This is a genomic window from Bacillus sp. ISL-77 (genome assembly GCF_018613105.1).
Map to the genome: position 1 here is coordinate 90,522 of NZ_JAGGQY010000046.1, position 24,489 is coordinate 115,010.

Consider the following 24,489-nt stretch of genomic DNA (forward strand, 5'->3'; position numbering starts at 1 on the left):
AATTTCATTTACCAACCATCACTCAACTAGTTTATAATAAAAGGATGTCCAAATTGGATAGTAGGAGTCTATTTCTATGACACTAAGAGATTAAAGTAGGTGAATTATTATCGATATCATTGAAACTAGGGTAAGAGGTTTTATTGCTGATATTCAACACCCAAAACAAAAAAAGAAAATAAATATAAACGATTTGGAATTTCAGCTGCGTAAGCTTTTGGATGATTATTTTGAAATGGACGGCTATTCGTTGTTTTATCGTGCCATTGAAACATTGCAAGCGGAAGGACAACTGATTCCTATTCCAAATAATCAATATAATGGAAGAAGCCCAGCGCTTGCCTTATATTACTGGGTTAATATAAAAGTTCAGACACTCAAATGGGATCGTCTTGAAATGATGAAATTAGGTGATCAGTTTGATTTTTCCTTTTATGAACGGCATCCCGAATGGCAAACGAAAGACGAATGGAATCGAATCCAACATGTTTATACTTTTCTCCAATCCAGTCAGGAACGGGAAAACGTGTCATTCGAAGAAAGAAGTCTGGAGCTCTTTGGTCATGAAAAATTCTTACTAGACAACGATAGCTTTCCGGATGGAAAAGGGTTTTTAGCTAGAATTGGAGTATCTGAAGAGCAACTTAAAATGGTGAATTACGGGGAGCCTTTTGTATTTTGGATGAAACAAGGGAAAGAAATTAAAGATATTCAGCGGGTTCTGATCGTCGAAAATCTATCATTCTTCCATACTTCCATTAAGTTATTGGAAGCCAGTCAACTCGATTATGAACCTGAACTAATCATATATGGTGAGGGGACTAAAATCGAACGGAGCTTTTCCTTTTTCTTCAGAATATTTCCGTCCAAACCCTATCTTTTCTATTACGCAGGAGACCTTGATGCCGCAGGATACGGGATCCTCATTCGGCTTATCGAAAAATACTCGGATAGCTGTATTCAGCCTGCATTAAAAATTTATCGCAAAATGATACAATGTCTAGAACAAAGGAATGACCAGAAACAAGGGCAAACACAAAACAGCAAATACCGTGATGCATTCTTTCAATGGTTTACGGAAGAGGAGCAAGTCTTATTAATGCAATTATGGCAAGAAAATAAGCGGATCCCACAAGAAGTCTTAAACATAGAAACATGGAGGCGATGGATGTGAACGAATCATGGGAAGGATTCGCCCAGCGAATGCAACGATTAAATCCACTGTTTGAGCTTGGGAAGGGAATGGAAGTGGGTGAGCTTAAACCTCATATCCAAACCATTCTCATGCAAGTGCTACTGACCATCTTTTATAGAGAATTAAATGATGATGATCATAGACGCAAGTCAGATATCAAGTATATGGTAGAAGATTCCATTAAGCAAATGAAGCTTTTAGCAGACGATAAGCAAATTGAACGGGTGACAAGCGGGCTCCTGTATCAGGGGAAAGAAGAGTATAGTAAACCGTTTGAAGCCTTATATTACGATGAAATAAGACAATCCTGGGAGACTCAGGTCTTCCGATATGTCACAATGGATGAATTATATACGAATTTAGAGATGGGCGGATCCATTGTTTATAAACTCACGGATGTTGCTCAGGAAATGATTTTTATGAGCAGGGAAATGGCTGAAGAATTCTCGATAACGATTGAACAACTCTACAGTATGCAGCTGATTAAAAACGGAAATTTTAGAAAAGCTACTCGAAACCTCGATCACCTCATTTCACGAGTAAACCGCTTAATGGCAAAGGAATTCTCCTTTCAAAAGGAAATGATCAACAATCCCAAAATCTTATTGATGGAAGAGGAATGGCAAAGGGCTGACAATCGTGTGGAAATTGAAAAGCAATTTGAAGAAGAAAAAAACCACTTCCGTACCATCACTAGTATGATCGATAAAACGAAAAGAAATGAAGAAGATGATTATATTCAGAAAGAATTGATTCTTCTCCAAGAAAAAATTGGCCATACAAGGCAATTGCACGATCGTTTTGCTAAGCTGGTTATTCAAAATATTTCCTATGAAATGAAATTAAAAGTGGAAAACCCTTCCTTGTTTTGGGAAAACAGTTTGGTCTCCTTTCGAGAGCATATTTATGAAAATTGGTTCATGAAGAATGGAATTCAAACTTTTACGGAAATCGAAACGGTGCTTTCTCCTTTATTTTCACCGAAGAATGAATTTATTTTGCCGCTCGATTGGATTTGGGGTGAGCAAGAATTCGATGAAAAACAACTAACCGATTCCGTAATTGAAGAGGAGGCAGAAGAAAGCATTACTCGTCTGCGAGTGACGAACTGGGAATCTGTCATTAAGGCATGGAGTTATGTTTTTCAATTTTTACAAACCAACGGAGAGTTTTCGATAGCTGATTTAGCGACATTGCCATTAGAAGTGCAGGATTTATGGTTTGAAGAATCTGAAACGATTGATTTATGGATGATGTTCGATAAAAAGCCACTGAAGGTTCAAGTGCTGTATCGAAAGGAAGAAACATTAAGTGATGAGAGGGAAATTCTTCTTTATAAACTAATGAAGGAATATCCTCAATTTCAAACTTTTGAGGGTACAAAAATCTTTACCAAGTTTGATCATAAAGCGGAGCCTTTTTTATGGTATCAAACGAAAATGTCCCCTTTTAAACTATGTGTACAGGAGGAGAAAGGATGAATGCAGACACGATCAAAAGAGCATCCGCTGTCTATTTTACTTTATTAAAAGATAAAGTAATCGACGAGAATAGTGAACACTTCCAGACTTATTTCGATCCAGAAGTGAGACAGACAGTTCTTTTATTAGCAGACGAATCTGGTACATATATCATTGAATCGCCAAAACGCATCCAATTAGTTGTTCAGCCTACTGGCTCCGTCTTTGCTACCAATTTTACCCATATGAAAGAAAAGCATCGACAAGTCGAAAATAAGAAACATTTTCATCTTATCAGTGTTGTCATTATGTCATTTTTAGCTGCCATCGATCGCAAACAGGCTGCAAAAATTCGCACGAAGCGGGAAGGGATTAGCTATTACGCATTAGAACGGAAAGTCAACGACCTAATGATTCAATGGGATAGCATTCTTAAAGCTAAACCGACCTTCGGGGAAAACGAACGAATTGATATGAAGGAAGTTGTAACTACCTGGAAATACATGGAGGTTGACACGGACGATTATGGAGTAAAAAAAGGCAATAGACGAACAAGAATCGGTTTAATTGCCGGAGCTATGCGTTTATTAGAGACGGAGGGGCTGATCGTCATTCTTGATCGGGACGATATAGCTAAGGTGATACCAAAACAAGAGCTTTTTGAGCGAATTGAATACCTGTATCACGATTATGACCGTTATGAAGTTTTTAAGCAATTAATGACAACAGAGGAGGATGAGCATGCCGAAGATCCATCGAATTAGAATTGTAAACTTGAAGTATGATGGCATGCAAAAGCAATATAAAGATACCACTTTTAATTTCCATAATGAAGAGACATCAACCAATGCCCTTATAGCGATGATGAATGGGGGCGGGAAAGGTGTGTTCCTTCAAACGATCTTCCAAATACTCAAACCTGGGACTTCGTGGGGGAAACAAAACAATCGTTATTATCAACAGTTCTTCTTTAATAATAAAGAACAATTTATTCCCTATACCTTTCATGTTCTCATTCAATGGGAATTGGATGGTGCTGACCGTCGGTATCTGATAACTGGAGGAATCTTCTCAGCCGAACAACGGATCTCGATGAGTGAAGAAAGTGGATATGAAAGTAAAACATTGGAACAGGAAGCAAAAATCCTCCCTACTATTACCTTTTATACGAGAGAATTTGAACGGAAAGAAGAGGCAGCGCTTGAGCATATTCCACTCTACGATAATGATGAGGTTGCTGAAATCGAAAGTTTAAAGGACTATTTAAAATGGAATGGATATGACGTTTACCGAGATACTAAGAAGCACTATCGCATCCTTGATACATACGGAATTAACCGTAAAGACTGGGATATTATGAAGGATATTAACAAGGATGAGGGCGGCGTTGGGAAATACTTTGAGGGAGCGGAAGATGATCATTCCCTGTTCCAAAAACGAATTGTTCCCACTGTTAGTCAAGTCTTGCACAGGACGGAACATCAAAAAAACGATCTTGTGGAGATTTTCAAGAGTCAGGCAAGTATCGCTAAGGACCTGCCTGTTCTATTAAAAAGAGAGCAAGCCCATAAAGAGTTTTTAGAAGACATTGTCCCATTTGAAGAGCATCTAGCTAAAGGTGTAGAACATAAAGAAATTGTTCAAGCAAGTATACAGGCAGGAAGACAACTGCTTGGTGCTTTAGAGCATTTGAAGCAAACGGAAGAGGAAATGCTGCTTACTTTAGAAAAAGACATGGAGAAATTAATCATAAGGCAAGCAGAACTACGCTATCAAAAAGACAACCTGGAGTATGCAAAAGCTCACAGTGAAGTTATGGATTGGGAAAAGAAATTAGTGGAAGAAAGGAAGAAACATACTTCCTTACAAGCCATCGTTCTAGAGAAACAGGAGCGAAAAGAAGCGTTAGTATTTCAGGCTTTATTGAAAGAGTGGAGTGAAAACGAACAAACCATTCGCTCTCTTTCCCAGCAGATAGCCACATTGGAACAAAATAGTGGCTTAGAGCAAGTGAATCAAAGAATGGAAGAAATCAAACAAGAAGCTAAAAAGCAATGGGAGCAGTCCTATTTATCCATACAAGAAGCGATTAAGCAGTATGTGGGATATCAAAAGTTCTTAAAGAAAAAAGGAACGGAGCTGTCGCAACAGGATAAACAAAAGACAAAAAAGATTGCTCAGCTTAGTACTGAAATTGATTTTCTTTACACGCAGATGCATGCCTTTGAGTCCAAGGAAGCGGCACTAATCCAAGCATTTGGCGACCGCTTAAGCTATGACTTAAAGGGATTGATCGAAAGTCTTTTTAAACAAATTGAAGACAAAAAGGCTAGATTAGTAGAGGTGCAAGCAAAAGATAAAGAATCTAGTGAACGGCAAAACCAACTTGCCACTTCACATGGTACCCTCGTCCAATCGATTCAGTTTTCAGAAGAAAAATGTGAAGAATTAAACCTAGCAAATGAAGAGCAAATGCAAAGAGAAGCAAAATTATTAGATAAACTTCATGGTTTATTAGATGATGCCACAGCACCGTTTACTCACTCGCTCTTATCGAAGTATTCTATACAAATAGAAGAAATACTAAGCAATAACCGACAACAAGCTGAACAAATTAAAAAAGAACTATGGGAAACACAACTCGACCATTCCTTAAACGATGAGCCCTTTTGGGTAGCAAATAAAGATGTAAAAGAATTAAAGGAATGGATCGATGAGAAGACTGGCATTGATGTGTTTTATGGTACCCAATTTCTCCAATCCTTACGTGCAGAGGACCTAGCGAATAACCTTATGAAGTATCCACTCCTTCCATACGGTTTGGTCGTAAGCGGGCAGCAATGGCAAAAAATAAATCAGCAGGTTCTTTCCGGAAGAATGTTCAAAAGTCCTGTTCCGATTTTCTTGCGGGAGGAAATGAACAGCGAATATCATCAAACTTCCTTTGTGATCATTAACGGAACCGAGCAAGAGCTATTAACGGATAAAAACCAATTCACCAACTGGAAAATAAAGATTGCTAAACAAATAGAAGAAAAGAAAGATACACTCCTTGAAATTGAAAAAACAGAAACCTCCTTACGTCGTGTTTTAAAGGAAATCGATCGATTTTTATCAAGCGATCTTTCTATTGATATCGAAAAAGCTCTCAATCAGGAACAAAACGCGCGTCTTTCTAAGAAAAAAAATTTACAGGAAATCCAAGCACAAGAAGAAAAAGAAAAAGAATTGCAACTTCAGCTAAAAGAACAGCTGGAGAATACAAAAGGTAAAATAGAAAAGCTTACAAAAGATGTGGAAACATTAGAGGATTTTGATCAAGAAAAAACTCTTCATCAAGAAAATAAACGAGTGAAATTAGAGAAAGAGAAACAAAAGGAAGCCTTAGGTTCTCAGCAGCAAGAAATAGGAAAAGAGCTCCAAAATACAGTTGAACTGCAAAACCAGTGGAATCAAACGTATTTAGAATGGAAGCTGACATCCGAACAAACTATAAAGGAGATCAGGTTCTTTATAGAAGAAGCGGTTTTTCCTACTGATGAAAAAGCAGATCCATGTGATGAGGTCCCTCATCTTTCATCACATTTATTAGAAAAGATAAACGGAAGTATTGGAGAGCTAAAACAGCTCCAGAAATCAAAGGAAGAACAGGCTAGAGAATTACTCGTTCTTCAAGCAAAAAAAGAAACAGAACAAAAGCAGCAAAAGAAATTAGAGAAAAAACTAACAGCCCATGACCATGATCAAGACTGGAATAAAGCCGCAGAACCAGATGAACCTATAAGTATATTAGAAACCATGTTGCAAACCGCACAGAAGGAAGCGAAGACAGCGGAAAAAGAAGAACGGGAACAAGGAACGGCTGTAACAGTAGCAGAAACTTCCTTAAAGCATGCGACCGAACAGCGTGACAAGTCAGGAAAGAAAGTTGAAAAGCATGAAAAACAGCCGGAAGAATGGGAAGGCTTTGACTTAGAAGTAAAGGCTTTAGAAATTAAAGACCAAACGAAATTAACGAAAGAGGAAGTAAAGCAGGCTGAGAAACGCCAAAAAGAAACAGAAACGAATATTGCGGGTTTCGAAGGGGATTTGTTAACCTTATCCGTTATCCTAAAGGAGGAAGCGGCAGCCTTTACGAATCATGATTTAGAAAAAATTAAGAGTCATGGAAAAGCATGTATCTTATCCTGGTGTGAAGGACATCAAGTGATTCAGGAAGAAGGCAAGGAGAAGCATGCGAAAATTGATCAATCATTAAGGAATTTAAAGCTCACGATTGAAGGAAAAGATTGGGAGATTCGCTTTAAAAATGAAGTATTAACGACACTAGACCATATGGATACAAGGCATTATACTCATATCCAGACGATTGTTAAAAATATGAAACGTTTTTCACAAAGTGGATTGGAACAATTAGAGCGCGACAAAGAAAGAGCAGAAAAGGCTCAAAACTTCTGGGCCAGCCGAGCCAGCATGAAAGTGATGAGTATTTCAGAGGCCATTCGTTCCATGGTTTCGAAAATGAAGCTAAAAAATGAACGAGGATCCTTCCCACTCGTTCAGCTCAAAGAAGACATCTTGCCCAAAAAAGCTGAAGATATCGAACCACTTCTGAAGCAGCATTTTGTAACGGCCATTAACAAAATTACCAAACAATTTGATATGATTGATGACCATAATCGATTATTAGACGAAGAAATAAAACAACTCATAAGTGATGAGCAAATTTTATTTGTATCACTCCGAAATCGATACCCTGAGCTGCTCGTCTATAATATGCGAACGGATAATGCCTTTATGTATGGGAAACCGCAAAGAGAGCATTATTCAACCTGGCAGACTATTAATCAAGGTTCTAAGACGAAATCCGACGGCAGCGGCGGACAGAAGTTATCAGCCCGAATGGTAATGATGATGATGTTATTATCCGTTAAAAGCGAAACAGATCAAAGCTGGGTGCCTTTAGTTTGTGATAATCCGTTCGGACAAGCTGCATCGGCACACGTCCTTGACCCAATCTTCGCCGTGGCCGAAAAACTGAAGTTCCAATTCATCGTCGTCACCCCGCCTGAACTGGTGAAAACGGAAATCAGCCAAAGATTTGATGCCTATTATAAATTGGACTTCATTCGTGAAAAAGGAAAAGAAATTGTTTCAGACACGATTGTTCCAGCATTTCGGATTTATGAGGGAGAGGCAGTCGTTCAATAAGGTAACACAATGATAGAATCGAGGATTAGGGGGAAAAATCTCACTTTCTGTATAGAAGGTGGGATTTTTATTTGTACTAGGGAAACGTGTAAAAAATAAGGATAATAAAATTAATATTAAGGATATTTAATCAATTTTAAAATACATTAATCATCCTTACCAGTGGGATTAAATAAGAAGACCACGGTGTAATACCGAGGTCATCAGTTAGCGGCATAGGCCCATTTGTTAAGCTGTGTCCATATTATGGTTATAATTCAGTTCTCGTCGATCCTAGCGAGCAAGAATAATTAACCTCCTATCACTTTGATAAAAGTTTTAATTTAATAATTTAGAAGGATTCCTATAGTGGTTTGTTTCCATTACCTTCGTGATTTTATGCTTGTTTATAGAATTTTTGCTGTGTAAGAGCTCATTCTTAAGATAAAGAAAAAGAAGGGGCTTGATAATATTTAATCTCGGAAAGAATTTTGCAGCCTTGGATTCTTACATAATTTTCTTTGGCTTCTTTTTCAGTGTCAAATTCAAACATAGTAATTTTATTACCTTTGGAATTGGTATTGAATACAGTAATAATCCACATAAAATAACCTCCAATTAAAAAATGAATTTTCACCTATTAAAAAATAGTGAATTTTTTATAAACACCTAGATTAAGCCTTGTACATCTATGTCGTCGTATTTTGTTCACAATACAAAGCATCCTCTTATTAATTAATATCCTAGTAACAACGACAGTAATGTAATTCTGTTTTATAAAGAAATAACACCTAAAACTAGTGCGGCTATTACCATCACCGTAGTGGTTCCTAGTGCCCATTTAATTAAAAATCTCTGTATATCACTAAATTCAATTCCTACCATACCTATTAATAAATGTGCGGCTGCCACTAATGGACTTATTACGTGTACAGGCTGCCCTAAGATGGCTGCACGCCCTATATCAGCTGCACTAATTCCGTAAGACTCAGCGGCTTGAGCAATAATGGGAAGTACACCAAAATAAAATGCGTTATTTGACATGAAAAATGTAAAAGGGGCGCTTAAAAAAGCGACTATTACTGGTAAATACGGACCTAATGAGTCTGGAATCAGTAATACTAAAGTATTGGCCATCGCATCAATCATTTTAGTTCCTGACATAATACCAGTAAAAATACCAGCTGCAATAACGATTGAAACTACGGCAACTGCGTTGCTTGCATGGGAAGAGATTCGTTCCTGTTGTTCTTTTATATGTGGATAATTAATTAATAAAGCAATGGCAAATGCAACCATAAATAAAATCATTAGCGGAATGAAATCCATAATTAAACAAACCATAAGTATGAGGGTTAAAGTAAAGTTAAACCATACTAGTTTTGGACGGCGATATTCAAATCCTTTTATTTCTGAATGTATATCAGCGGCACTGGCCACTTCTTGAAATGCAGTAATATCTAAAACTCCAAGTCTCTTACGCTCTCTTTTTCCGAAAATAAAGGATACAACGAGAACCCATAAAAGGCCAAATCCCATTACAGGAACTAGTGGCAAAAACAGTTCAGAAGAATCAATATTCAATGAACTCATGGCCATAGCAGAAGCTCCTCCCCAAGGAGTCATATTCATTACCCCCATCGATAACATAGCTACTCCTGCTAGTATTAAAGGATTCATTCTTAAACGTTTATAAAGCGGAAGTAAAGAAGAAACCGTAATCATATAGGTTGTCGTGCCATCACCATCTAAAGCAACCATCATTGATAGAACAGCTGTACCTACAACAATTTTTAAAGGATCACCTTTGACTATTTTTAATATTAGGGCAATAAGGGGATCGAATAAACCTGAATCAATCATCAGTCCAAAGTACAAAATTGCAAAAAAGATCATTATGGCTGTAGGGGAAATATCTTTTACACCCTCAAACATCATCGTACCCATATCATTAGCAAACCCCCCAATTAGGCCAAATATAATGGGAACTAGCATAAGTGCGACAAGGGGAGTAAGTCGTTTAGACATAATTAAATACATAAAAACTGTGACCATAGAAAAACCCAAAAAAGATAGCATACGTTAAATCCTCCTTTGTTATTAATAGTGGGTTCAACAAATCTTAGTAAATAACAAATTATTTTTACTTAAATTTTTTCATAGAGTAAAGTAAATTAATAACAAGACTAGAAGAGTGTACCCACTGTTCACTAATTGATAGCGCTTTCTAAGAAAGATTAACATGATGATATTCAAAGGAATATATAAAACAAATATTTTTAATATTCCCCATAAATATCATTTTTTTCATTTTTTTCACGTAAAAATCTTAATCTTCCGCAAACTCACATAATAACTAACATTACAATTGATAGAATTGAACCTAATATTAGAATAGTGCTATTATTGATATATAATATGAACAATCACATCTTCTGAGATATTAGCGAGGGGAAACCAATTGGGCAAAAGGACTAAAAAACCACGACTGTTAACACAAATGGTTGTATTTTTTTCCACTATTATTTTAATTACTATTGTTTCTGTAAGTGCTCTTTTTTCCATGATGATTGACGATATGATTAAAACTTCATTGGGTAACCAGGCTATGGCAGTAGCGAAGATGACTTCTCAAAAGGAACACATTATCAATGCATTTAAGGATCCCAATCCTTCTTTAACTATACAGCCCATTGCAGAAGGAATACGGAAATCCACAGGAGCCGGCTATGTAGTGATTGGCAATAAAGAAAATATTCGGTACTCTCACCAGATACCAAAATATATTGGAAAGCCGATGGGTTCAAGCAACAAACAGGTATTTGAAAATAATGCCTCGATTATATATGAAGGAACTGGAATTTCAGGAAAGGCAATTAAGGCAAAAACCCCTATTTATAATAAGGACGGAGAAATAATTGGTGTATCGTCCGTTGGTTTCTTAACCTCTGAAGTAGAGGGAAAAGTACATAGCTACCGCCTTAAGTTACTTCAGTTTTCTATTTTTATTTTGTTATTTGGGATAACTGGGGCAGTTATTATTTCAAAGAGGGTAAAGAAACTAATTTTTAACCTTGAGCCAGAAGAAATATCCTTTTTGTTTAAAGAAAAAGAAGCTACCTTAGAATCAATTAGAGATGCCACCGTTGCTGTCAACATAGACGGTGAAGTAACGTCCATCAATAAACGGGCAAGAGAGTTGTTGAAACACGATGAGATCGAGAAGGGGATGAGAATTAAGCATAGCCGTCTATACGCACTAATAGAATCCGTAATGGGCAGTCAACAAAATGTTATTAATCAAAAAGTAATTTTTGGTGACCAATTAAATTTGGTTGACGCATCACCGATTCTGGAGAAGCAACGAACACGAGGGGCCGTATTAACCATCCGGCCTGTTTCTGAAATAGAGGAAATTATAGATGAGATTTCAAAAGTACAAAACGTTTCTGACCATATCCGCGCGCAAAATCATGAATATTTAAATAGATTAAACACTATTTATGGATTGATTACCCTTGAACAGTATGACGAAGCAAGGGAACTTATTTCAGAAGAAGTCAAAGAACGTCAAGATATTGTGGTTTTTTTAACTTCTTCAGTTAAAGATCCTTTTATTGCGGCTTGTCTGCTTGGAAAAATAAATCGATCAAAGGAATTAAAAGTAGAACTTGAAATCGATAAAGACAGCAACCTGGAAGATATCCCCTCTACATTAAATACTAAATTATTTGTATCCATACTTGGTAATTTAATAGATAATGCCATGGAGGCAGCTGTTCGGGCTCATTCTAATGGCGCCAATGTAAAAGTTTCCTTCACAGATATTGGAAGCGATATCATTTTTGATATAGAAGACAACGGTAAAGGTATCCCTGAAGAATGGCAGGAGATGATTTTTATTCAAGGATTTACGACAAAAGAAGGAGAAAATCATGGACTAGGACTAGCCATTGTTAAAAATGCTTTAAAAAAACTGGATGGGGAGATTTTTATTTCTACAAGTGATTCAGGCGGAGCTCAATTTACAATCGTTTTACCAAAAGGCAACTAAGAGAGAGGTATTAAGGATGACCAAGGAACTAATCAAAGTAATGATTGTAGAAGATGATGAAACAGCGGCTAAAATTTATGAAAAATTTACTGATAAAGCAGAAGGATTTCAAGTAGTCGCTATTGCAAATACGGGGAAGCAGGCACTGGATATGTTGAATGTATTTACTCCCGATCTTATTTTGCTCGATGTCTTTCTTCCTGATATGAATGGGACAGATTTATTATGGGAGATTAGAAGAAAACTGAGAAGTATGGACGTAATTATGATTACAGCAGCAAATGATGTTGGCACTGTAAGCGAAGCAATCAGGGGAGGAGCATACAGTTACATCCTTAAACCCATTATGATAAACAAGTTTCTTGAAGTGCTGGAACAGTTCAAAGAGACTAGAGAAAAACTAGTCAAATTAACAATTGTTGAACAGGAAGATGTTAACGATTTTTTTAGAGTAAAACAACCACGGGAAGCGGTTTTAGCCCAGGAGGAACCACCTGAAATACTGCCTAAGGGAATTGATAAACATACATTAAAAAAAGTCAGGAAACAAGTAAAGGATATAAATGAAAACATAAATGCAGATGATTTTTCAAAAATAATCGGAGCCAGTCATTCTACTGGCAGGAGATATCTTGAGTATTTAGTTGCAATTAATGAGATGGAAGTAGAAGTTATTTACGGAACCATAGGACGCCCTGAAAGGAGATATCGGAAGAAGTAATCTGGGCATTTTTTCTTAGAACAGTTCGTTATTTTAGAAAGAATAAACCCGACTAAAGCTATGCACGCCTTAATCGGGTTATTTTTATTTTCATTTACTTTTCTTGCCAAACTATATTTCTATAAAATATTTATTTTTCCATATCCAGTGAAGTTAGAATCTCTTCAACTTCAGACCGCCACTTTCTAGGAGATGGCGGTCTATCATCTTAATCAAATGAGACAGGTGGAATAGAAACTATGCATCATTATGATGGATGGCTAAAGCCTTAGCGAGCTGATCTGCAAATCGTTAGTATAAACAAAACATAGAGACAGTATTTGAAGATCATGAGTGGAAGCCTTTATGAAACTCTCCCTGAGATGAGAGTTTCTTGACTTTTATTTTAACTATTTGTTTGATACTAATCAGTATTATAATGTACTGTAAATAATCAATCATCACCAAGTGCCCGCCATTCGGGTGCTCTCGTTTTGTCTTTTGGATTGCAGCACGAATGTCGGCAACCGTTTGCGAAAAATGGCATGGCTCTAATGTGGTTTCATGAATCAGTTCAGGAGCGAGAAAGACCGCGCCTATTAGGATGCCTTCTGCTTCAAACAGATTTTCTTGCTGAATATTCGGCAAGCCATTCAGGTAATGTATTTCGTTGGTGAGGTTTGCGTTCGTGTTCAATTCTCTCCCGTCCTATCCTCATCCATTTTTGTAATGTTTCTGGAAAATCATTTTCTTCAAAAGGGAATACAGCAATATCAGCAATCGCAGGTGGAAAAGGACTTTTTCGAATGTGGTTTTTCACCTTCGCCATTACCTTTTCATAATCCATTTCAGAACAAAATTGGAACCATTGCTGGACCGTCTCGTCCTTAAAAATGCAGTTGGGATAAACCGATTCAATAAGTATTAAAAGTTTGACTACCTCTTCCTTGGTCAATGCGATTCCTCCTCTAACATAATTTTCCCTTCATGAATCAGCCGTTCCACCCAATAGACAGGGATTCCTTTTTTGACTTTTTAGGCTGTTTCTCGTTTTTCTCTGCTTCTAGTATTGACTGGATGGCTTTTTCGCAATACAACGCGCTGTAAGTTATAATAAAAGTGGATGGTTAAATTTATGATAATTTGGATGGTAATTAATTATTATGAACATTAGGTTTTTTTAAAAGTTCATAACAAACGATTAATAATATTAATAAAGAAACATAATAGTTAGACTACATTACATAATAAGGACTGAAATATATGGATTGGAAACCAGATCGCCAAGCCAAAAAAGCTATATACAAACAACTTGCTGATTATATCGAAAATGGAATTGCAGATGGTACTTTTCCTCCAGATAAACCATTACCTTCTGAAAGAAATTTAGCTAAGGACCTTAACATAAATAGAAGTACAGTTGTTGCAGCATATGATGAATTGGAGTCAAATGGACTAATACAAAGGAATAGAGGAAGCGGGACGACCATAAGTAAAGATATCTGGGGAATTACCAAGAAACGTATACCGAACTGGAACAGGTATATTGAAGCAGGATCGTTTTTACCTAACTTGCCTATAACACAGAGGATAAGAAAAGAAGCAGTAGAACAGAAGTTAATCAATCTAGCTAGCGGCGAACTGTCAGAGGATCTTTTTCCGGTGAAATACTTAAGTGAGATTACTTCTTCTAGATCGTTTATAGGAAGCTTAGGTTATGATCATCCGCAAGGAAACGCAATATTAAGAGAAACGATTGCAAAACATGTTAAGCAATATAGAAAAATTGAAACAAATCCTTCATCCATATTAATTACATCTGGGGCACAACAAGCATTACATTTAGTGGTTCAATGCCTATTAAAACAGGGAGATGCAGTTGCATTGGAAGATCCCTCTTATAACTATAATCTTCCGATTTTTAAATCAGCAGGACTAAGACCTTATTTCATACCTGTAAACCAAGATGGAATCAACCCGGATGACTTACTTTCATTACATAAAAAGCATCGAATCCGAATGATATTTTTGAATCCTGCTTTTCAAAATCCAACAGGAGCTTTACTTCAGGAAAAGCAACGGAAAGCAATCTTAGAAATTTCTTCAGAACATGGTATACCCGTGGTTGAGGATGATCCTTATAGTTTAACCTCGTTTACAGGGGAAAAGATTTCTACTCTAAAATCAATGGATATTAACGGAAATGTCTTATATATTAGCTCTTTAACAAAGATCGTTGCTTCTGGATTAAGAATTGGTTGGATTATAGGCCCCACACCTGTTATTGAGAGATTATCCGATGCGAAGCAGCAAATTGATTTTGGTCATGCAAGTTTTACTCAGTGGATCGCAAATGATTTTTTAGAATCGGAAAATTTCCATTCTCATATCGAAAATTTAAACAAACAATTAGAAAAGAGAAGAGATCAAATTATTACTAGTCTTATATTTTATTTAAAGGATAAAGTTGATTTCTCCATCCCTCAGGGAGGAATTCATATTTGGTGCAGGATAAAAAAAGAGATTAATGAAATGCAATTACTGGAGGAATCAATCAACAGAGGAGTTATTTATGTCCCAGGTTACACGATGGGGTCCAAAAAAGGTTTTGTTCGTTTTACATTTGCTAGGGAAAATGAAGAATTAATACATGAAGGAATTAAAAGGTTTGCGGAGGCACTAGGGTCTATTTAATACTTAAAGTTTGAAAGGATCATGTTCATAGTATTACCATAACATTCATTTCGGCAAATCCATTTCAGTTATGTTATAATACTATCAAATCAATGATAAGCGCTCGAATTTTAATTTTTTTCTTAATATATTTCTAGCAAAGATATTTTGAAATTCACTTTTCAATTAATTACCCAAGCAGCTAATAGTCATTTCCTCACAAGAAACAAAGGTATAAGAGCGGTAATCAAATAATTTTATCAAGGAGTGAATTAAATGGTTATTCGAAGTAAAGCCGATGTTGAGTTCTTTTGTGAGAGGTTTGGTGATTTGGCCATCTGGGATGGTTCGAAGCACTACATTGCCCTACAAGATGATCAAAACAACGGCACTGTTACATTTATGCGATATCCTGATGGCACGCTTACTGCTCATAGGAAGTATCAAGCTTTTTGGGATATAAATGAGCTTCCGGTTGATAATAAAGATATATGGCGGTATAGAAAAGTGCTAAACAGTTACTTGAAAAATTTCAATAATTATTAAAGGCGACTTCATTTTGTGGAGTCGCTTTCTTCGTCTTCGAGTTACGAGAAGTACTTGGGGCATAAATTCCATGGCACCAGAGCAGTGCACTGAAAAAATGAAGTACACTCTAAATAAAGAATTAACCAAAAATAAAAAGTCATAATTAAAAAAAGGGAGTCGGGAGAAAATTTCCGAACACTTGACGATTAAATCAAGTTTCATTAACCAAGGGGAAGTTTGCTTGTGCGGTTCACGAATTTATGTGGAACGACCGGCCTATGAAGAGTTCTTGAAGAAATTTGTTGAAAAAGTAAAAACGTTAAAAGTAGGCAAGCCGGAAAACGAAGATACTAAGGTAGGAGCCTTAATTAGCAAGGAACACTATGACCGAGTTAACAGTTATATTGAGATCGCAAGAAAGGATGGGGCGATGATTCTAACTGGTGGGAAACGCCCTGAAGGACTTGAAAAAGGTTTTTATTTAGAGCCAACCATTATTACTGGTTTGGACCGGAATTCCCGTTGTGTCCGTGAAGAAATATTTGGACCTGTTGTGACTGTTATGCCATTTGATATGGAAGAAGAAGTGATTATGCAGGCGAACGATTCCCATTTTGGTTTAAGTGCAACCATTTGGACCAATGATTTAAGACGTGCCCATCGTGTCGCCCATCAAATTGAAGCAGGAATTATCTGGGTCAATACCTGGTTCTTAAGGGATTTACGCACACCATTCGGCGGTATGAAAAACAGCGGAATCGGCAGAACCGGCGGCATGCACAGCATCGATTTCTACTCGGAATTATCGAATATTACTATTAAACTCTAAGAAAGGAAGGAAGACTCGTGACGAATAAAGTAAAAGAATATGCTGACATCTTGGCCGAAGCAGAGTCTACTCGAGTTGGTATTACTCCATTAACGTTCACCGATTCTGAATTGACCATTAAGGAAGCCTATTATATTCAGCTTGAAAATATCAACAACAAAGTACAGCAGGGTCAGAAAATCGTTGGGAAAAAGATCGGCTTAACCTCCTTAGCTATGCAGAAGCTGTTAGGCGTAGATGAACCCGATTATGGACACCTGCTGGAAACGATGGTTGTTGAAAACGGAGGACGTATTCCAGTCGAACAGGTCCTCCAGCCAAAGGTAGAGGCTGAAATTGCCTTTATTTTAAAAAAGGAATTACGGGGACCTAATGTAACAGCGCTTGATGTTCTTCAGGCAACAGAATATGTTGTTCCTGCACTCGAGATTGTCGATAGCCGAATTAAAGATTGGAAGATTAAACTGGCGGATACAATTGCTGATAATGCTTCATCAGGGTTTTATGTTCTTGGCGGCAAACCAACAAAGGTAAACGACATTGATCTAGAACTGATCGGGATGGCTTTTTCAAAAAATGGCGAACTGGTTAATACCGGTGTAGGGGCTGCGGCCTTGGGAAACCCTGCTAATTGTGTCGCATGGTTAGCTAATAAGCTGTCTGAATTTGATATACCGCTGCTTGCTGGCGAAGTGATTCTCTCTGGGGCCTTATCGGCAGCAGTCGAAGCTCGGGCAGGGGATTCATTTACGGCAAGATTCGCACACATTGGGCAGGTAAGCGTCCATTTTTAAAACGGAGAAAAGGAGATACCAAAATGAGTCAATACCAGGATATTGCTAATTACCTTGTTTCAGCGGAGGAGGATCGGCGTGAAGTTCCAAAGGTAACAGTGAACATGAAGCCAGATTTATCGGTAGAGGAAGCGTATTTTGTTCAACAAGAAATCGTAAACCGTAAATTAAATGAAGGAAGAAGAATTGTTGGTCCTAAGATGGGCTTAACAAGCTTTGCCAAAATGAAGCAAATGGGCATTGAAGAGCCTATTTATGGATATGTGTTTGATTATATGTTGATAGAAAATGGCGGTAAAGCCCGTTTAAGTGATTTGATCCATCCGAAAGTGGAAGCAGAGATTGCATTTGTGATAGGAGAAGATATTGAAGGCCCAGGCATAACAGGCGCGCAGGTTCTCGCAAAAACGGAATACGTTCTTCCAGCGTTGGAAATTATCGACAGCCGTTATGAAAACTTCCAGTTTACTTTACCGGATGTGATTGCTGATAATGCCTCAACGTCACGTGTTGTGTTGGGCACCACCGTAAAAAAACCGGAACAATTTGAACTGGACCTTGTCGGAGCTACGCTTACTATTAATGGTGAAATCAAGGAATTGGGTGCAGGGGCTGCTGTCCTTGGCCACCCAGCCCACTCTGTGGCGATGCTTGCCAATATGCTGGCAAGAAAGGGTGAAAAGGTTCGTAAGGGTGACGTGATTATAACTGGCGGCATTACTGCTGCCGTTAAGTTGAACTTTGGCGATGTTGTAAGCGGGAAATTTGATGGTTTTGGCGAAGTGTCTTTTACCGTGACAGATTAATAATTGTAGAGAGCAGGGATTTTCATGCCTATTATTCATGTGCAAATGATGGAAGGTAGACCGAAAGAAAAAGTGGCTGAATTAATTCGCAATGTCACGGCCACCGTATCCGAAACATTGGATTCACCGAAGGAGAATATAAGAGTCCTCGTAACCGAGATTCCTAAAACACATTGGGGGAAAGCTGGGGAGCCGGTTGAAAAATAGAAAAAGACTGAGCATGGTGGTTCTAACAGTTATCGGAAAAATATAGAGAAATGTAATAAATTGTACAAAAATTATGGTAGAAACAATTTTGATAAAAAGTAAAATAGATGTAGGGGTGATTCTCTGTGTCTATTTTACGTGGCTTGAGTGAATATTATCATTCGGGAGAGGAAGATATCCTTAACCGCTATTCGCAAATTTGTCTCCGCCGCATTTGGAAAGCCCAAAGATTCTCCTATTAGATGACTACAATGCTGCACCGAAACTATGAACATAGCTCATTTGAATATCACATTCAACTAGCCGAGTTAGATTATGTGACTTCCTCACAAACAGCGGCGGCCAGTCTTTCAGAAAATTATGTTGGCTTACCGATGGAAATACAGACTAATTATTCTATAAAGATTTAATAATAAGGCTTTGAAAATTTAGAAGAAGTAATCTCCCAAAAAGAATTAGAGGATAAGCAGTGGGTTGGGAAATATAAAAGCATTAATGCTCGGTAGTGTTAGTCAGAAAGTTTCCCAGCTTTCGCATGGTCCTGTTTTGATAATTAAGTAATCAGTGAGTACAAAAAAACGACTTCCATTAGGAAATCGGTTTTTTACGTTATCAGTAAGTTAACCCTTAGTTTGAAATTAAATTAAGGCAACACTAGTGTTATCTTTTATATATTGATATATATTGATTGCTAAATGAATATTAAATAATGGTTGACTTTCATTCAAGTCCGTTAATAGAATTTCCTCAATTCGTTTTAAACGATAGCTTAAGGTATTTGTGTGAATATGTAAAGAATCAGCCGTTTTCTTTATGTTTTGATTTTGGTCTAAATAAACAATCAGAGTGCTTAACAGTTCGCCTTTTCTAGATTGTTCATATTCAATGAGGGGACCTAATACTTCATGGATAAAATCAATCAATTCTTCCTTTGAATTTTGTAAAATAAACCTCTGAACGCCAAGGTCTGTATAACTAAGAACTCTATGATCAAAACGATAGTTTTTGAGAAACTTTATGCACTTTGTCGCTTCTACAAATGACTCGTGGACAAAAATAAGCCCTTGCTTAATTCTTCCAATCCCAATTGATACGTCTATCTCTCTATATTTATTTTTAATCTCATGCTGTAAAATTTTTGCATGTTCTTTTAATTCAGCAATAATATTGGACGAAGAAACTCTTGAATGCAAGGATAGAAGGGCAACGATTTGATTTTCATCCCTTACTGCCATTACTTGCGAGTTCCTCCCAAGTAATGTATTGGCCATATGGAGTAAATTCCTTATGAAGTGGTCGCCGATTACCTTTTGCTCGTTTAACTTATCCTCAAAATTAATAAGTATGGCAACATAGTTTCGGTTAGGGTCAAAATTTAAATTTTTTGCTTTCTGAATAAGTGCTTCATCGATTTGTCCTGAAAAAAGCTTGGTCACGAATTCCCCTCTTAAACGCTGCTGTGTTTCAAAAACGGCTTGCTCTTTTCCCAGTTCAAGTGAAATGACTGTACAAGCATGTTCAAGAGCAGCGATATCCACCTCATTCATTTTTTGTTTTGAAAGGATGATTAGCCCGCCTAGAGACTTTAATTTGGACCCAAGTGGCAATACAACTAATTGATACGTTTCATCATTTAATGTTATTTCGGAAACGGTATGTGAGTTTTCAAGTGTTAGGATAATTTGTTTTGCATACGCTTTCATATACTCGGTCATTTCAATTGATAAGGAAGAATAGCAGGCAGAAGCCCTAAGTTCACCTATTTCATCAAAGAGAAACATATGTTGTCCTATTGTTTTATGTATAAAATTCATAATCGACTGAATTCCTTCTCCATTTACAACGAGATTGGCCAGGTTCCTATGTATTTCGATTGAATGGGAAAGCTTCTGAACCATTTTTTCCTTCTCATAATAAAGACTGGATTTTTCCAAGGCAACTGCTGCTTGGTGGCCAATCGCTTCCAATAGATTAATATCCTCTTGCTTAAACTGCAAAGATTGTTCAAAAGAGTCCAATGTAATCACGCCAATACATTTTCCGTTTTGTAAAATAGGTGAAGAAATGACAGATGTAAAATGAAAATTACTCGGAATAGACTGATCCAATAAATCTCTGTTATATGGCGTTAATGTTGACAGCGCCTGTTTAATTTCTACCTCATCCCAAAAAATGAGACATTTTTTTGCAGCAAAAGACATCCCAGTCATGGATTCACCGCTAACTAGTTTAATTTGCCTAAATATATGTGGATAAAATAATCCTTGAGCTGATTTTGCGATGAGTCGATTCTGGCTTTTGTCAAAAATCCATATAGAGCCTCCTCCTGCCGCTTCAACGACAGATATCGTTTCATTCATGATTGAATCAAAGATCGTATCAATATCTAATTTGGAATTGATAACGTTGGACACATGGATTAAGGACTTTAGTTGCCGATGAGTTAAGGTATCTTGCATCTGTCATCATCCTTTCTCTAAGATTTTTTACATTTCATCCATTTTCGTGTTTTTGTGTAAAAGACACAAATTTTTCATAATAATATTCATGAAAATGTACATAGCATAATATTCATAATGATTATATTCTTATTATAAGAAAGTTTTGAAAATAATGAAAGGAGTTCAGCGTAAAGATATGTAGTGGTGGCTTAATTTTTTTCGCTTAAAACAATCAGAATATTTAGAAAGGGGTTGTAGATAAATGAATTTTGATTTAACGAAAGAACAAGAGATGATACGCAAGTTAATTCGAGATTTTGCTGATGCAGAAGTTGCACCTGGTGCAGATGAACGTGATCGAACGGGGGAATTCCCTAAGGAAATTTTTGCAAAATTAGCAGAGTTAGGGATCATGGGTCTGCCTTTTCCTGAACAATACGGTGGAGGTGAGGCTGACACGATCAGCTTTGCCATTGTCGTTGAAGAACTTAGTCGTGTTTGTGCATCAACAGGAATTACATATTCAGCACATATTTCATTGGGAGGAGCTCCTCTTAATTTATTTGGTACACATGAGCAAAAAGAGAAATACTTAACACCAATTTGTACGGGAGAGTCTTTTGGAGCATTTGGATTGACTGAGCCGAATGCAGGCTCCGATGCAGGGGGAACCCAAACAACAGCAGTTCTTGATGGAGATGAGTGGGTCATTAACGGCTCAAAATGTTTTATTACAAATGCAAGCTATGCTAATCACCTTGCAGTGACAGCGGTAACAGACCGCTCAAAAGGAATCAACGGAATCAGCGCATTTATTGTTCCTACAAATGCTCCAGGATTCACTGTAATCGACAACTACGAAAAAATGGGTCTGCATGCCTCAAATACCACAGAACTTATCTTAGAGAATGTAAGGGTTCCAAAAGAAAATCTGCTGGGAACAGATGGAAACGGTTACAAGCAATTTTTAGCTACCCTTGATGGCGGAAGAATTGGAATCGGTGCCATGGCTGTAGGTATTGCTCAAGGAGCCTATGAAAAAGCTCTTCAATATGCAAAAGAAAGAAAACAGTTTGGAAAGAGTTTAGCCAACTTCCAGGCAATCCAATTTAAATTAGCTGACATGGCAATGAATATTGAATTAGCCCGGAATATGGTTTTTAAAGCAGCTTGGTTAAAGGATCAAGGAAAAGCCTTTAAAAAGGAAGCGGCATTTGCGAAATTATTTGCTTCGGAAATATGCATGCGAGCATGTGATCAAGCCGTTCAAATTCATGGCGGATATGGATATATGAAGGAATATCAAGTGGAGCGATTCTTCCGTGATGCGAAACTCTTGGAAATTGGTGAAGGAACATCTGAAGTTCAACGAATGGTTATTGCCAAACAAATTGGATGTTAATGAATTTTTTATAGGATTGGCTGTGTTAAAGGTGATGGTTGATCTTAAAGACTACGTTGATTGGAGCGAGCGACGAGGAGGCTCCCCGGCACGCCCGCGGAAAGCGAAGCGCCTGGAGTGGAAATCAACAGCCTAGTAGAGACATAGTGATTAAATAAAAATTGTTAAAGGAGCCATTACATGGATATCAGTGGAATTTTACAAGTAGTTTCAAATAGCAAACTCATTTATCCAGAAGAAGAAAAAGTCCGTTCAACCTCCATTGGGAGCAGCGAAGCATTTAATGAACTGCTTAAACAATCCCATGAAGATCCTGCTAAATTTTGGGATCGTGCAGCCCGTGAACTTGTTTGGTATGAACCATGGGATGAAACCATTAGTGGACAGCTCCCCGATTTTCGCTTTTTTGCCGGCGGCATTAGTAACCCAAGTGTAAATTTACTTGATCGGCATATAGAAAATGGGGCAGGAAACCGGACCGCTCTCATTTGGGAGGGTGAAAACGGGGACGCCAAATTTTACACGTATAATATGCTTCTTGCTGAAGTAAATCGTTTTGCGAATGTTCTTAAATCATTTGGTGTAAAAAAAGGTGATTGTGTTGCTATTTTTCTTCCCAATCTGGCAGAAGCCTTTATTTCCGTTTTAGCTTGTTTTCGAATTGGTGCTATTTACAATACAATTTTCTCAGGATATTCGGAAAAATCATTGACAGACCGTCTCATCAATTTTGAGCCAAAAGTATTAATCACTGCGGATGCAACTGAACGTCGGGGTAAATTCATTCCTTTAAAAGAAAAAGTTGATCATGTTGTACCATTTATTCCATCGATTGAAGCAGTCATTGTTGTTGACCGATTAGGTTCAGAGGTTAAAATGAAAGATGGCCGGGATTACTGGTGGCATGAGCAGACAAAAGCGGCAAGTATCGTTTGTGAACCAGAGAGAATTGAAGCTAATGAGAGCGGTATTGTGTTTTATACAAGTGGTACGACAGGTAAACCAAAAGGCGTCGTGCATTCCGGCATGGCTTTTGTCACACAGAATTACACATATGCCAAGTATCATATGGATCACCATCAAGACGATGTTTTCTGGTGTACCGCGGATATCGGCTGGTTAACCATGCATATTTGGGGAATTACAGGTGCCTTAGCGAATGGTGTAACAACCGTTGTCTTTGAAGGGGCTGTTGATTATCCAACAAAAGATCGTTTTTATCAAATCATTGAAAAATACAGGGTGAATAAACTGTTTACTGCCCCAACAGCATTAAGAATGTTAAAAAGTATGGGAGAAAAGGCATTAGAGAAATTTGATTTATCGTGCCTCGATGTCATTTCCCTTGTTGGAGAACCTTTCGATCCGGAAACCTGGCATTGGACATATGAAGTTTTAGGAAAGAAGAAGGTATATATCAATAATACTTGGGGTCAAACAGAAACCGCGGGATCGCCTATAGCTGGAGCAGCTTGGCTGACGCCAATGAAACCGGGTTCCTCAGGTACTGCCTTTTTAGGGGCGGTTATGGATATCGTTGATGTAGAAGGCAATCCAGTTAAACATGGTGTCTTAGGAAATCTGGTTATTAGAAAACCATTTCCTATGCTATGCCGGACACTTTGGAAAGAACCGGAACGATATTACGCATCCTATTATAGCCAAGTGGATGGTTGCTATTATGCCAGCGACCTGGCATTAATAGATGATGATGGATATTTATGGGTAGTTGGCCGTTCAGATGACGCGTTTAATGTAGCCGGACACCGCTTAAGTACAATGGAGATGGAGAGTGCTGTACTTGAATGTGAGGGTGTTTCTGAAAGCGCAATCATTGGGATCCCAGATGAAATTAAAGGAGAAGTTCCGCTCGCATTTGTCCGTTTGGCCGATGGCTATGAAGGAACAGAGGAATTAAAACAACAAATAAATAATCGCATTATTCAACAAATTGGTAAGATTGCAACCCCAAAATCAATTATTTTTACAGATATGTTGCCGAAAACAGTTAGTGGTAAAATCATGCGCCGCTTATTAAAGGAAATTGTTGTATCAGGAAAGGTTTCCGGCGACATTACAGGACTAGAAGACCCGACAACGGTTGCACAAATCCAAAAAATAGTTGCTGAAAAGTCATCAGTTAAATAGTTATTAATTAGAGACAGTCATTTGTCAGGAAAATCACCGGCAAATGACTGGTTCCATATTAC

Annotated in this window: 18 protein-coding genes and 2 pseudogenes; 15 read left to right on the plus strand and 5 right to left on the minus strand. The window is 37.5% G+C overall.

Annotated features, from left to right (window positions below; genetic code table 11):
* Nucleotides 1–217: 217 nt before the first annotated feature.
* From J7E77_RS19010 to J7E77_RS19025, 4 genes are read left to right on the plus strand one after another with little or no spacing between them, the layout of a single operon-like run.
* Complete coding sequence (locus J7E77_RS19010; protein WP_251028118.1) at nt 218–1,174, plus strand: Wadjet anti-phage system protein JetD domain-containing protein; 957 nt, start codon at nt 218–220, stop codon at nt 1,172–1,174.
* Complete coding sequence (locus tag J7E77_RS19015) at nt 1,165–2,676, plus strand: hypothetical protein (RefSeq protein ID WP_251026654.1); 1,512 nt, start codon at nt 1,165–1,167, stop codon at nt 2,674–2,676. The genes J7E77_RS19010 and J7E77_RS19015 overlap by 10 nt, the downstream gene beginning before the upstream one ends.
* Nucleotides 2,673–3,419, plus strand: a complete 747-nt coding sequence (locus tag J7E77_RS19020) for a DUF6063 family protein (protein ID WP_214716426.1) — start codon at nt 2,673–2,675, stop codon at nt 3,417–3,419. Before J7E77_RS19015 ends, J7E77_RS19020 begins: the two co-directional genes overlap by 4 nt.
* Nucleotides 3,397–7,866: a coiled-coil domain-containing protein gene (locus J7E77_RS19025; protein ID WP_214716427.1), complete on the plus strand. Its 4,470-nt coding sequence runs from the start codon at nt 3,397–3,399 to the stop codon at nt 7,864–7,866. The genes J7E77_RS19020 and J7E77_RS19025 overlap by 23 nt, the downstream gene beginning before the upstream one ends.
* Before the next feature lie 418 nt (nt 7,867–8,284).
* Here the strand turns inward: J7E77_RS19025 and J7E77_RS19030 are convergent, their stop codons facing one another.
* Together J7E77_RS19030 and J7E77_RS19035 are read right to left on the minus strand one after the other, a co-directional pair.
* On the minus strand, nt 8,285–8,449 hold the full coding sequence (locus J7E77_RS19030; protein ID WP_214716429.1) for a hypothetical protein: 165 nt from the start codon (nt 8,447–8,449) through the stop codon (nt 8,285–8,287).
* Between the two features lie 170 nt (nt 8,450–8,619).
* Nucleotides 8,620–9,924, minus strand: coding sequence for a CitMHS family transporter (locus J7E77_RS19035; protein ID WP_214716431.1), 1,305 nt, complete (start codon nt 9,922–9,924; stop codon nt 8,620–8,622).
* 382 nt (nt 9,925–10,306) lie between these two features.
* On the opposite strand from J7E77_RS19035, the gene J7E77_RS19040 reads away from it, so the two are divergent.
* The gene (locus J7E77_RS19040; RefSeq protein WP_251028119.1) at nt 10,307–11,899 is read left to right on the plus strand and encodes an ATP-binding protein; all 1,593 of its coding nucleotides are present in this window, start codon (nt 10,307–10,309) and stop codon (nt 11,897–11,899) included.
* Nucleotides 11,900–11,915: 16 nt separating this feature from the next.
* A complete protein-coding gene (locus J7E77_RS19045; protein WP_214716433.1) occupies nt 11,916–12,620 on the plus strand; it encodes a response regulator in 705 nt (234 codons plus the stop codon).
* Nucleotides 12,621–12,947: 327 nt separating this feature from the next.
* Here the strand turns inward: J7E77_RS19045 and J7E77_RS19050 are convergent, their stop codons facing one another.
* Complete coding sequence (locus J7E77_RS19050; protein ID WP_214716495.1) at nt 12,948–13,295, minus strand: hypothetical protein; 348 nt, start codon at nt 13,293–13,295, stop codon at nt 12,948–12,950.
* Entirely contained in the window at nt 13,216–13,554 is a 339-nt protein-coding gene (locus J7E77_RS19055; protein ID WP_214716435.1) for a replicative helicase loader/inhibitor, read from the minus strand. The genes J7E77_RS19050 and J7E77_RS19055 overlap by 80 nt, the downstream gene beginning before the upstream one ends.
* A 308-nt stretch (nt 13,555–13,862) precedes the next feature.
* Here J7E77_RS19055 and pdxR point away from each other — a divergent pair, with 308 nt between their 5' ends.
* The 7 genes and pseudogenes from pdxR to J7E77_RS30785 form a co-directional block, all read left to right on the plus strand.
* Nucleotides 13,863–15,293, plus strand: a complete 1,431-nt coding sequence (pdxR, locus tag J7E77_RS19060) for a MocR-like pyridoxine biosynthesis transcription factor PdxR (protein WP_214716437.1) — start codon at nt 13,863–13,865, stop codon at nt 15,291–15,293.
* A gap of 255 nt (nt 15,294–15,548) precedes the next feature.
* Nucleotides 15,549–15,818, plus strand: a complete 270-nt coding sequence (locus J7E77_RS19065; RefSeq protein ID WP_214716438.1) for a hypothetical protein — start codon at nt 15,549–15,551, stop codon at nt 15,816–15,818.
* A 184-nt stretch (nt 15,819–16,002) separates the two neighbouring features.
* A pseudogene (locus J7E77_RS19070) lies at nt 16,003–16,629 on the plus strand (aldehyde dehydrogenase family protein); the annotation flags it as partial.
* Nucleotides 16,630–16,646: 17 nt separating this feature from the next.
* The gene (locus tag J7E77_RS19075; protein WP_214716439.1) at nt 16,647–17,423 is read left to right on the plus strand and encodes a 2-keto-4-pentenoate hydratase; all 777 of its coding nucleotides are present in this window, start codon (nt 16,647–16,649) and stop codon (nt 17,421–17,423) included.
* Nucleotides 17,424–17,446: 23 nt separating this feature from the next.
* Nucleotides 17,447–18,229 (plus strand): 2-keto-4-pentenoate hydratase, encoded by a 783-nt coding sequence (locus tag J7E77_RS19080; protein WP_214716440.1) that lies wholly within the window; start codon nt 17,447–17,449, stop codon nt 18,227–18,229.
* Between the two features lie 24 nt (nt 18,230–18,253).
* Entirely contained in the window at nt 18,254–18,436 is a 183-nt protein-coding gene (locus J7E77_RS19085; RefSeq protein ID WP_214716441.1) for a 4-oxalocrotonate tautomerase, read from the plus strand.
* A 465-nt stretch (nt 18,437–18,901) separates the two neighbouring features.
* Nucleotides 18,902–18,997 (plus strand): annotated as a pseudogene (locus J7E77_RS30785) (universal stress protein); the annotation flags it as partial.
* 77 nt (nt 18,998–19,074) lie between these two features.
* Here J7E77_RS30785 and J7E77_RS19090 read toward each other — a convergent pair.
* Entirely contained in the window at nt 19,075–20,895 is a 1,821-nt protein-coding gene (locus J7E77_RS19090) for a helix-turn-helix domain-containing protein (protein WP_214716443.1), read from the minus strand.
* 244 nt (nt 20,896–21,139) lie between these two features.
* Here J7E77_RS19090 and J7E77_RS19095 point away from each other — a divergent pair, with 244 nt between their 5' ends.
* On the plus strand, nt 21,140–22,279 hold the full coding sequence (locus tag J7E77_RS19095; protein WP_214716445.1) for an acyl-CoA dehydrogenase: 1,140 nt from the start codon (nt 21,140–21,142) through the stop codon (nt 22,277–22,279).
* Nucleotides 22,280–22,459: 180 nt separating this feature from the next.
* Nucleotides 22,460–24,427, plus strand: coding sequence for an acetate--CoA ligase (locus J7E77_RS19100; RefSeq protein ID WP_214716447.1), 1,968 nt, complete (start codon nt 22,460–22,462; stop codon nt 24,425–24,427).
* Nucleotides 24,428–24,489 lie beyond the last annotated feature (62 nt).